The sequence below is a fragment of the Pseudomonas sp. KCJK9111 genome, from assembly GCF_046231935.1.
GTDB lineage: Bacteria > Pseudomonadota > Gammaproteobacteria > Pseudomonadales > Pseudomonadaceae > Aquipseudomonas > Aquipseudomonas parafulva_B.
On the sequence record NZ_JBJJMO010000098.1, the window covers coordinates 1 to 11,623 of the forward strand.

Sequence of the window (11,623 nt, forward strand, 5' to 3'; positions counted from 1 at the left end):
GAGGCCGATGGACCGGCGCGTCAGTGGTGGCAGTCCTTCAACAGCCCCGAACTGGACAACCTGGTACAACGCGCCCTGCATAACAGCCACGACCTGGCGGCCGCCACCGCGCGCATCCGCCAGGCCAGAGCCCGTGCCGCCATCGCCAATGCACCCTTGCTGCCAGCGGTCGAACTGGGCGTGGATGCCAGCCGCCAGCGGCTGCTCAAGGGCGAGGGTTATAACGACCTCGATGCCACCAGCAGCCAGCGCACCAGCACCGCGTTCGATACCCAGCTCAGTGCCAGCTATGAAATCGATTTCTGGGGCGGCCTGCGGGCTAGCCGCGACAACGCCCTGCACGCACTGCAAGCCAGCCGCTTCGACCGGCAGACGGTGCAGCTGACCCTGCTCAGCGACATTGCCAACACGTACCTGCAGGGCCTGGCCCTGGCCGAGCAACTGCGCATCGCCCAACTGAACCTGGACAATGCACGGGGCATCTTGCGCCTGGCCCAGGCGCGTCAGCGCGCAGGCTCGGCAACACGCCTGGAGCTTGCCCAGCAGCGCAGCCTGGTCGCGGCCCAGGCGCGTCAGATCCCCCTCTTGGCGCAACGCGTGCAAGACGCCCGAATCACCCTCGCGACATTGCTCGGCGACCCGGTGCAGCAACTGCCAACCAGCCGTCAGCCGTTCGCCAACGTGGCCTGGCCGACGGTCGACAGCGGCCTGCCCAGCGACCTGCTGACCCGTCGCCCCGATATTGCCGCCGCCGAGGCCCGCCTGGCAGCGGCCAATGCCAACGTGCAGGTGGCCCGAGCGGCCATGCTGCCCAAGGTAACCCTTGGCGCCACCCTTGGCAGCGGCGCCCGCACCTTCGCCCAGACACTGGAAAGCCCCTATTACACCCTGACCTCCGGCCTGCTTGCGCCGATTTTCGACAACGGCAGGCTGCGGGCTTCCCGCGACCTGGCCGAGGCCGAGCAGGCCGAATTGCTGGAGCAGTATCGCAGCAGCATCCTCGCTGGCCTGAGCGATGTGGAGAAGGCGCTCAATGCCCTTGACGGTGTCGACCGCCAGCGTCACTGGCAGGACGAAGAAGTGCGACAAGCCCAACTGGCCTTTGACCTGGCCGAACAGCGCTACGGGGCAGGCGCCGAGACCGTGCTGACCGTGCTGGAAACCCAGCGCACCTTGTATACGGCGCAGGACCAGCAGGCAACGCTACGCCTGGCCCGCCTGCAAGCGAGCGTGGCGCTTTACAAGGCGCTGGGTGGTGGGTGGGAGGTGGGAGGTGGGAGGTGATGCACCGTAGGCGCAACGCTGAGCTCGAAAAACGCCAGGATAGCCGAGGCCGCTGCGCGGCCTGTCGCGGCCGGTCCGGCGCCCCGGCAAGACCGCTCCCACACGGGCTAGCCTTTGGATGCGATGCAAGGCAGTTGCTCCGGTATAGTCCTGGAGCGGCCTCGCCGGGGCGCCAGACCGGCCGCGTTGGGCTGCGCAGCAGCCCCAAGAACCCAGCGTCGCAGCGCATATTGTCGGGGCCGCCTTGCGTCCCATCGCTGCATGAATTGCCCCAAGCCCTTACCGCGACGTCCGCATCACCTTCAGATGCCGGGCATACCACGGCCGCTGCGGCACCTTGGGCCGTAACGCGGCGAAACGCTCGTCTTCGGCATAGATGATACGCAGGGCCAGCTTCATGGTCTCCGGGTCCATCTCCACGCTCCGCCCTGGGCGCAGCCCAGGCACTGTAGAGCACCCATGGGTATCCGGCCCCAGCCAGGGGTCGGCGACCTCTACCCAGCGCCCCGGCGCGAACCAGGGCACGCCGTTGACCTCCAGGCGCCGCACCTCACCAGGATGAAGCCGTTCATGGGCCTGGAACCAGTCCTCGATGCGGTCGTCGATCCAGCCATGAAAGCGCCAGAACACCGGGTTCACATGGGATGAAAAAGGGTCGCCGAGAAAATCGTTCTCGGCGCCATACCAGCGCTGGGCATAGTCGTCGGGCGTGCGCGCCATCGGCACCGGCATGCCGTTGGCCGGATCGCGCGGCACCGAGGCCCAGCGCATGTGCAGCCAGTCATGCAGGCCCAGCTCCAGCTCCGAGCCAAGCTGCCCCAAGGTCAGCGTACTGAGGTAATGAGGATCGCCATAGCGCGACTCCCAAACCTGGAAGTTGCCGTAGAAGGTGTCCGGGCTCTTGATGTCGCGCACCCACTGGGTGTACTCCTCGTCATCATCGGCCAACCATGTAGGCGGCAAGGCATTGCCGTCATGGTTGTCGAAGTAGGCCGCAAACCCTGCGCGGTCGCACTCGAGCGCTGGTTGGGGTAAGGGAAAGCGCCCCCACGACGGTAAAGGCTCGATGGCCCTGGCGTTACCCAGCATGTGCCGGTGCATGAACAGAAAGTCCTCGCCGGAGCCGTTGCGGTCCTTGTGCCGGCCCCGGGCATCACGCTCGCGCGCCCTTGGCCCTGGCTGCCAGCCCAGCCCTCGCAGCGCACCGCGCTTTTCGTCATCGAGCTTGTGCCACTTGTCCCGCGACGCATGCCACAGCTGGTGAAACAGCCGGTGTTCCGGCGCGATCAACTTGGCCAGCAACGGCGCCGACAACGGCGTGCGCTCTCGCGCTTCGGGAAAGGTTTTTTTCAGCGCCAGGAAACGGTTGTCCTGCACAGGCAGCGCCAAGGGCCGCTCCAATGCCGCCACGTGCCCGCTCAAGGTCGCAGGCCCTGCGTTGCCGTACGCCCCCCAGACCTCGTCAAGCACAACCTGGCACTCGTAGCGTGCCCCAAGCGGGTTGGCGTCCGTGGCCAACAGCCGCCAGCGTAGCGTCCCTGGCTGATCGAGCAACAAGTCAGCCACCACCCGATAGCGTGGCTCCAGGGTACTGCGCAAACGTTCAGGGGTGTCGAGGTAGCCGCGCAAACCCCGCCCGCTCGAAGCCACATCCAGGAACAGCTCAAGCTCCCCTGGCGGCACGCCGGCAAGCCCGGCCTCGCGGCCTTGAGGTGTCCAGTGCCAGATACCGCGCAAGGTGTCGCCCAGTTGCCTGACAGGCGTATCGGCGAGTTCCACCACCGCCTCGCCAGGGGTCTCAGGGTATTGCTCTTCACTGGCTCGCCGCCGCTGCAGGTACCGCGCGCCTGGCACTGCCATACCCGTCAATGCCACACCGGCGATGAACCCGCGTCGAGAAATCGTCATTGCCCTACCTGTGCTTTCACTTCGGCCATGGAGCACGGCCCATCCAAGGCTAGGACGTGGCCCGGCGGGCGAAATTTAGCGCTGCAGTGCGCGCTGACACCTGCCTTCAGCCAGGCGGCAGGGGCTTAAATTTCTGCCATCGCAGCTCGTTCCCTCCAGGTAGCGGCGGCATCCAAGCCCATCCCTCGACGGTGAACCTACTGAGACCAAGATGACGACACCACGCTGGAAGAAAGCCCTGTATATCAGCCTGGCCGCGGCCGTGGCCGCCGGTGCCGGGTGGGCGGCCTGGGACTATCTCGACACACCGGCAGGCTACCCCAGGGAGGTCATGCGCCAGGCCAACGACCTGCAGGAGCGCCTGCTTTCGTTCGACAGCCACATCACGCTGCCGCTGACCTTCGGCACCGAAGGCAGCGAAGCCGACCAGGACGGTGCGGGTCGCTTCGACCTGAACAAAGCGGCGCGCGGGCGCCTGTCTGCCGCTGCCCTGACCCTTTTCGCCTGGCCCGAATCCTGGACCGGCGACAATGGTCCACACCGCCCTACCCCCGGCTTCGTCGAGGCCGCCCGCCATACGCAAGAGGTGCGCTACAACGCCATCATGGGCATGGTCCGCGACTTTCCCGAACGGGTGGGCATTGCCTATACCCCGCAGGACATGCGTAGGTTGCACGGCGAAGGCAAGTTTGCGGTGTTGCTCAGCATGCTCAATGCCTACGCACTGGGCGACGACCTGGACCAGCTGGACCGTTGGGCCGCGCGGGGCATGCGCCTGTTCGGCTTCAGCTATGTGGGCAACAACAGCTGGGCCGACTCCTCGCGCCCGCTGCCCTTCTTCAATGACACCGTCGATGCACTCGAAGGCCTGTCACCCATAGGCAAACAGGCGGTACAGCGCCTGAACGATCTGGGGGTGGTCATCGACGTGTCGCAGATGTCCAGCCAGGCACTGGCCCAGGTCGTGGCGCTCAGCCGGGCACCGGTGGTGGCGTCGCATTCAGCGCCCCGGGCGATGGTCGACATTCGCCGCAACCTGTCGGACAAGGAAATGCAACTGATCAAGGACAGCGGCGGCGTCATCCAGATCGTCGCCTTCTCCACCTACCTCAAACCTTTGAGCAGCAAAACCCAGCAGCGGCTCAACGCGCTGCGCAGCGATTATGCCCTGCCGCCCCTGGCCGACCTGAACTACGCCCTCATGCCGGGCGACCCCGTCATCGCGGGCTGGCCTGAACAGAAAGTGGGCCAGTACGCCAATGCGTTGTACGCCATTCTCGACGAAGAACCGCCAGCCACGCTCAAGGACTACGGCGACGCCATCGACTATGCGGTGCGCAAGGTCGGCATCGACCATGTCGGCCTGAGTTCGGACTTCAACGAAGGCGGCGGCATCGACGGCTGGCAGGACGCCAGCGAGGCCCGCAACGTTACGGCCGAACTGATTACACGGGGTTACTCCGAAGCTGACATCAGCAAGCTGTGGGGCGGCAATTTCCTGCGTGTCTGGCAGCAGGTACAAGCGGCAGCAGCCCCTGGCGCCACCCCCTCCCGATGATGATGCGAGCCCTTAGATGAACGACCGTCGCGCCTTTCTGAAGCAGGCCAGCCTGCTCGCTGCCAGCCTGCCACTGGCAGGCCACTTGATACCCGCCGCCCAGGCCGCGCCCACACCCGCCACAGGCGCTGACGCCTGGGCGGGCTTTCGCAGCCTGTTCAACCTCGACCCGGCCTACGCCCACTTCGCCAACTTCCTGATCACGTCGCACCCAAGACCGGTGCGCGAGGCCATCGAGGCCTTGCGCGCGCAATTGGACCGGCACCCGGCACGGCTGGTGGACTGGGACAGCCAGTCGGAATGGAAACACGAAGCGCAGGTGCGCGAAGCGGCGGCCCGCTACCTGGAAGTCGCCCCGCGGCAAATTGCCCTGACCGGCAGCACCACCGAGGGGTTGGGCCTGATCTACGGTGGGCTGAAGCTAGCACCCGGGCAAGAGATCCTGACGACGGTGCACGAGCACTCCGCAGCGCGCCACACCCTGGACTTTCGCACCGCCCGCGACGGCACCCCGGTACGCCGCCTGCGGCTGTTCGACGAGCCGTGGAACCTGTCCACCGACCAGGTGCTGAGCACCATCAAGGCGGCCATCAACCCCAAGACCCGCGTGCTGGGCATGACCTGGGTGCACTCGGGCAGTGGCGTGAAGCTGCCGGTCGGCGCCATCGGCGAACTGGTCCGCGAGGCCAACCGCGACCGCGCCGAGCATGAGCGCATCCTGTACGTCATCGACGGCGTACATGGCTTTGGTGTCGAGGACATGCGCTTTGCCGACCTGAACTGCGACTACTTCATTGCCGGCACGCACAAGTGGATGTTCGGCCCACGCGGCACAGGGATCATCTGCGCTGCCACCACCGCACTCGATAACCTGAACCCGCTTATCGCGACCTTTTCCGAGGACGAGGATTTCGCCACCACCTTCACCCCCGGCGGCTATCACGCCTTCGAACATCGGTGGGCGCTGGGCACAGCCTTCGACTTGCACCTGCAGCACGGCAAGGCCGCCATCCAGGCGCGCATCCACGGCCTCAATGACTACCTCAGGCAGCGGCTCGAAACGTTGCCGGGCGTGCAGCTGGTCACGCCGCGCAGCACCCGCCAATCGGCTGGCTTCACCTTCTTTCGCGTGGCCGACCAGGATGCCGACGAGGTCGCCGCCTACCTCAACAGCCAGCGCATCGTCGTCGATGCGGTATCGCGCGACGTGGGACCGGTGGTGCGCACTGCACCGGGCCTGCTCAACACCGAAGCCGAAATCGACCGTCTGATCGCCGTACTCACGCCACGCTTGCGCCGCTGAACCCTTCATGCAGACCACCGATCACGGACTTATCACCATGCCCAACCTGCCTTGCGCTTCACCCAAACCATTGTCCAGCACCCTGCACAAGCTAGGCGCTGCCGTAATGCTCGGCCTGCTGGCCTGCCCTGTTGTCCACGCAGGCGAAGCGATCAAACCCGGTAGCGTTTTCAAGGACTGCCCACATTGCCCGGAAATGGTGGTACTGCCCGCCGGCAGCTACCTGATGGGTACCCCGGAGGATGAAGTGGGCCGCGAATACGACGAAGGCCCGCAGCACACCGTGACCTTCGCCAAACCGTTCGCGGTGGGCCGCTTCCCGGTCACCGCCGGCGAGCTGGATGCGTACATCCGGGAAACCGGGGTCAAAATCGCCGATGGCGACACCCGTCCTGGCCGCTTCTGTAAGGCCAGCAAACCCACCTACAAGCAGGGCCCTCGCCAACCGGCGGTGTGCATCAGCTGGTTCGACGCCGATGCGTACGCCCAATGGCTGACGAAAAAGACCGGGCACACCTACCGTCTGATCAGTGAGGCGCAGCGCGAATACGCCGCCCGGGCCGGCTCCACCGGCCCCTTCCCGTTCCCCTTCGACAACAACGACGAGAAGGCCTACAGCATCAGCCAGCACGCCAACACCTACGGCCCCGCCGATGGCTACTCCTACACCGCGCCCGTGGGCAGCTACCCGGCCAACGCCTTTGGCGTGTACGACATGCATGGCAATGTCTACGAGTGGACGGCCGATTGCCTGAACCCTGACTACGAGGGCGCGCCTGCCGATGGCAGCGCCTGGAAGACCGGCAACTGCGAGAAACGCGTCATGCGCGGCAACGACTGGGGCGAGGCCCCGGTGTTTTCGCGCTCGGGCAACCGCAACAACCGCTCCCCCGAGGTGCGCGGCGACTTCCTTGGTTTCCGAGTCGTCCGCGAACTCTGACAGCCCCACGCGATTGAGGAGAAACACATGACCCATCCACCTCGTGGCGCCGTCAGGGAACTGTTCGCCCTGCTCAAGCCGTTCTGGCCCCTGGTCACGGTTTGCATCGTCCTGGGCATGATCGGTGGCCTGAGCGTCACCGCTCTGCTGGCCACCATCAACAGCAGTTTGCACAGCGACGCCGGCCTGACCCAGGGCGTAGTGCTGGGCTTCGCCGGCTTGTGCCTGCTGGCGCTGCTCAGCTCGATTCTGTCCGACATGGGCACCAACTACGTAGGCCAGCACGTCATCGCGACCTTGCGTCGTCAGCTGGGTGAAAAGGTGCTGGCCGCACCCATCGACCAGATCGAGCGTTACCGCAGCCACCGGCTGATCCCGGTACTGACCCATGATGTGGACACCATCAGCGACTTCGCCTACGTCTTCGCCCCGCTGGCCATCTCGCTCACCGTGACGCTGGGGTGCCTGGGCTACCTGGCACACCTGTCGTGGCAGATGTTCCTGGTGATCCTGGTGGCCATCGGCGTGGGCACCGTGTTGCAGTTCATCGCACAAGCCAGGGGCATGCGTGGCTTTGAAGCCGCCCGAGAAGCCGAGGACGACTTGCAGAAGCACTACAGCGCCATCGCCGAAGGCGCCAAGGAATTGCGTATTCATCGTCCACGCCGTCAACGGATGTTCAGCCACGGCATCCGCGACACGGCCAACCGGATTTGCGCCACCCAGGTCCGCTCGATCAACACCTTCGTGATCGCCAAGACCCTGGGCTCGATGTTGTTCTTCGTGGTTATTGCGGTGGCGCTGGCCCTGCAATCGTACTGGCCCTCGGCGGACAAGAGCGTTACCAGCGGTTTCGTGCTGGTGCTGCTGTATATGAAGGGCCCGCTGGAGCACCTGATCAGCACCCTGCCGATCATCGGCAAGGCCCAGATCGCCTTTCGCCGCATTGCTGCGCTGTCCACGCAGTTCTCCTCGCCCGAACCACACCTGCTGCTGGACGACGCACGCAAGCCAGCCTTGGCCATGAACTCGCTCGAACTCAAGGACGTTCGCTACACCTTCCCTGCCGTGGAGGGCGCCGAGCCCTTCCAATTCGGGCCGGTGAATTTGCAGGTCGAGCAAGGCGACATCGTGTTCATCGTCGGTGAAAACGGCTGCGGCAAGACCACCCTGATCAAGCTGCTGCTGGGCCTGTACGCCCCGCAGGCCGGAAGCATCGTGCTCAACGGCCAGCCCGTGACGGCCCAGACCCGCGATGACTATCGCCAGCTGTTCACCACCATCTTCGCCGACTACTACCTGTTCGATGACGTGATCCAGGGCGACCAACCGCTGCCCGATGACGCAGGGCGTTACCTAAGGCGCCTGGAGATCGACCACAAGGTGAGCATCCGCGACGGGGTGTTCAGCACCACCGACCTGTCCACCGGCCAGCGCAAACGCCTGGCGCTGGTCAGCGCCTGGCTGGAGGAGCGGCCCGTCCTGGTGTTCGATGAATGGGCCGCCGACCAGGACCCGACGTTCCGGCGGATCTTCTATACCGAGCTGCTGCCAGACCTGAAGCGGCTGGGCAAGACCATCATCGTGATCTCCCACGACGATCGCTACTTCGATATCGCCGACCACTTGGTGCGCCTGCACCGCGGCAAGATCGCGCCAGCACTCCACCCCGCCTGATCCGTTGTAACCGGACTGAAACTTTTCTTTCCGGTTTTCCTACGCTGATGCGTCTCACTGAGCAACTAATACAAATCATTATCATTTCAAACTCCATCAGAGAGGATGTAATGCCAGCCCTTAGCACGCTCAACCCGCTCACCCAGGCCTTCAGGCTTCACCGTGCCTTCCAGACGACGCTGCTCGGCTCAAGCCTGAGCATGACGCTGTGCCTGCCGTTGTCGGCCCAGGTGATGGCCCAGGAAGTGGATGTGGACATTGCCGCCATGCCGCTCTCCGCTTCGCTGCAGGCGTTCGGCCGGCAGGCCGACCAGCAGGTGTTGTTCAGCCCGGATGATGTGCAAGGGCTCAAAGGTCGAGCCGTCAAAGGCCACCTCACCGCACAGCAGGCCCTGGCCACCTTGCTGGCAGGCACGGGGCTTGCGTACGACATCCAGGGCAACAGTGTGACCATTCACCGTCGTGGCAACGACACCAGCTCGCTGCAGCTGGACGCCACCACCGTGCAAAGCAACCTGGACGGTTCGAGCGAAGCCAGCCGTTCGTACACCGTCAACAGCAGCAGTGCGTCCACCAAGCTGCCCATGTCCCTGCGCGAAACGCCTCAGTCGGTCAGCGTGATGACCCGTCAACGCCTGCAGGACCAACAGCTGACCACCCTCAGCGACGTGCTCAAGCAGGCGCCGGGCCTGTCGGTGCAGAACATCGACAGTGAGCGGGTGAATATCTATTCGCGCGGCTATTCGATCGACAGCTACCAGTTCGATGGCATCCCCACCACCCTGATCGTGCAGACCAGTGCCAGCCCGCAGAGCCTGATCGACACTTCGATCTACGACCGCGTCGAAATCGTGCGCGGCGCCACTGGCCTGATGACAGGTGCCGGTGACCCATCGGGCAGCATCAACCTGGTCCGCAAGCGCCCGACCTCCACCTTCCAGGGCTCGATCACCGCCGGGGCTGGTTCCTGGGACACTTACCGCACCGAGGTGGACGTGTCTGGCCCCCTGACCGACGATGCCCGCCTGCGCGGTCGCACGGTCGTGGCGTACAAGCAGGGCAACAGCTACATCGACCACTACCAGCAGGAAAAACAGACCTACTACGGCATCCTCGAAGCCGACCTCACCGACAGCACCCTGTTGAGCGTGGGCGTGGACTACCAGAAGAACAACCCGCGTGGCGTATCGTTCGCCAGCTTCCCGCTGTTCTACAGCAATGGCGAGCAGACCGACTTTTCCCGTTCGATCAACGCAGGTTCGCGCTGGAGCTATCGTAAGCAGAACACGCTCACCACCTTCGCCAACCTTGAGCAAAGCCTGGTCAACGACTGGAAGCTCAAGGTGGCGGTCAACAACATGTACAGCTCGCGTGACTATTCCCTGGCCTCGCTCAGCGGCGACTTCCCCGATAAGCAAACCGGCGAAGGTGCCTACCTGTACGGCGGCGACGGCTCAGGCTCGCAGCGCCAACTGGGTATCGACGCCCTGGTCCAGGGCCCCTTCCAGCTATTGGGCCGCGAGCATGAGCTGGTGATCGGCCTGAGCGGTTCGGAATTCCACGACTACAGCGACCCGGCAGACGACGACCTGGAAGGCCGCCCGGCCAATATCTACACCTGGGACAACGACACCGATCGCCCCCTTTCAGTGGGCAAGCTGATGAACGACGACACCACGGTGCGCCAGAACGCCGCGTACATGGTGGCGCGCTTCAAACCCACCGATGACCTGTCGCTGATCCTGGGTGCGCGGGTAGGCGACTACAGCTACAAGAAAAAAACCGTGGCCAACCCGTCCTACCCGGGCCTGAACAGCCGGGCCTCGACCCGCGAAAGCGGTTTCGTCACCCCCTATGCGGGGGTGGTGTACGACCTCACCGACATCCACTCGCTTTACGCAAGCTACACCAAGATCTACAAGCCGCAGTCGATCCGCGATCAAGCAGGCAAGACCCTGGAATCGCGCGAAGGTGACAACTACGAGATTGGCCTGAAGAGTGAGTTTCTGGAGGGGCGGGTCAACACCGCCGTCGCCCTCTATGAAATCAAGCAGGACAACCTGGGCGTGGCCACCGGCGAGACTGTCGAAGGTACCGTTCGTGAGTCGGCGTACCGCGCGGTGTCCGGCGCCAAGACCCGCGGCATCGACATGGAAATCTACGGCGAAGTCATGCCCGACTGGAACGTCAGCGCCAGCTACAGCCACAGCCTGACCAAGGACTCGGACCGCGAGCGCATCATGACCGAGGCGCCGGCCAACCTGGTCAAGCTCTGGACCACCTACCGCCTGCCCGGCGAGCTCAACCAGCTGACCGTGGGTGGCGGCATGAACTGGCAGAGCGGCTTGAGCCTGACCACCAGCCAGGGCAAGGCGACCCAGCAGCAGTACGCCGTGTTCGACCTGATGGCGCGCTACGACATCACCAAGGAGCTGAGCGCCACCGTCAACGTGAACAATGTGTTCGACAAGAAGTACTTCAGCGCCTTGGACCCCACGTTCTTCACCGGTTATTACGGTGAGCCGCGCAACGTGATGTTCACGACCCGGTATAGCTTCTAAACCCCCTGCCTGGAACGTCAAGCCGGCTCGGCAACTGAGCCGGCTTGCCTGCGAGGCGCCGCAAGGCGGCTGTGCTCGAACGCTACCCATCCTGTAGCCATCTGCAACGCCTACCTAGGCTCCGTGTGAAAAGTCTTGAGGCGAAGGTCAGGCAAGGCGAAAACAGCCGAGGAACGGTCGGAGCCGCGCTCGACTTTACGGGTTGTAAGTGAGCATTCCGACCGGGCTGGCGATCCAGGCTGTTTTCAACGCAGCATCACCGAGTATCAAGGCTTCTCTCACGGAGCCTAGTAATCGATCAGAAAAAGCACACACCTACTATCCAAGTTGGTCGCAATAGATAGGGCTGGATGTGTGTGCGCTCTATTCTGGTAGCGGCAGATCAATCTGCT

7 protein-coding genes are annotated in these 11,623 nt (G+C 64.3%); 6 read left to right on the top strand and 1 reads right to left on the bottom strand.

Features of this window, described 5'->3' with window-relative positions; genetic code table 11:
- Window positions 1-1,284: efflux transporter outer membrane subunit (locus ACK59L_RS20680; RefSeq protein WP_409275741.1), on the top strand; the 1,284-nt coding region annotated here is incomplete at its 5' end.
- Between the two features lie 279 nt (window positions 1,285-1,563).
- Here ACK59L_RS20680 and ACK59L_RS20685 read toward each other — a convergent pair.
- Window positions 1,564-3,192, bottom strand: coding sequence for a PvdJ/PvdD/PvdP-like protein (locus ACK59L_RS20685; RefSeq protein WP_409275743.1), 1,629 nt, complete (start codon window positions 3,190-3,192; stop codon window positions 1,564-1,566).
- A 211-nt stretch (window positions 3,193-3,403) separates the two neighbouring features.
- On the opposite strand from ACK59L_RS20685, the gene ACK59L_RS20690 reads away from it, so the two are divergent.
- The 5 genes from ACK59L_RS20690 (at window position 3,404) to ACK59L_RS20710 (ending at window position 11,231) form a co-directional block, all read left to right on the top strand.
- Window positions 3,404-4,750 (top strand): dipeptidase, encoded by a 1,347-nt coding sequence (locus tag ACK59L_RS20690; RefSeq protein ID WP_058602646.1) that lies wholly within the window; start codon window positions 3,404-3,406, stop codon window positions 4,748-4,750.
- A gap of 16 nt (window positions 4,751-4,766) precedes the next feature.
- On the top strand, window positions 4,767-6,053 hold the full coding sequence (locus ACK59L_RS20695; protein WP_409275745.1) for an aminotransferase class V-fold PLP-dependent enzyme: 1,287 nt from the start codon (window positions 4,767-4,769) through the stop codon (window positions 6,051-6,053).
- Between the two features lie 106 nt (window positions 6,054-6,159).
- A complete protein-coding gene (locus ACK59L_RS20700) occupies window positions 6,160-6,993 on the top strand; it encodes a formylglycine-generating enzyme family protein (RefSeq protein WP_409275751.1) in 834 nt (277 codons plus the stop codon).
- A gap of 27 nt (window positions 6,994-7,020) precedes the next feature.
- Entirely contained in the window at window positions 7,021-8,670 is a 1,650-nt protein-coding gene (locus ACK59L_RS20705) for a cyclic peptide export ABC transporter (RefSeq protein ID WP_409275747.1), read from the top strand.
- Window positions 8,671-8,780: 110 nt separating this feature from the next.
- A complete protein-coding gene (locus tag ACK59L_RS20710; protein ID WP_409275749.1) occupies window positions 8,781-11,231 on the top strand; it encodes a TonB-dependent siderophore receptor in 2,451 nt (816 codons plus the stop codon).
- Window positions 11,232-11,623: the final 392 nt, after the last annotated feature.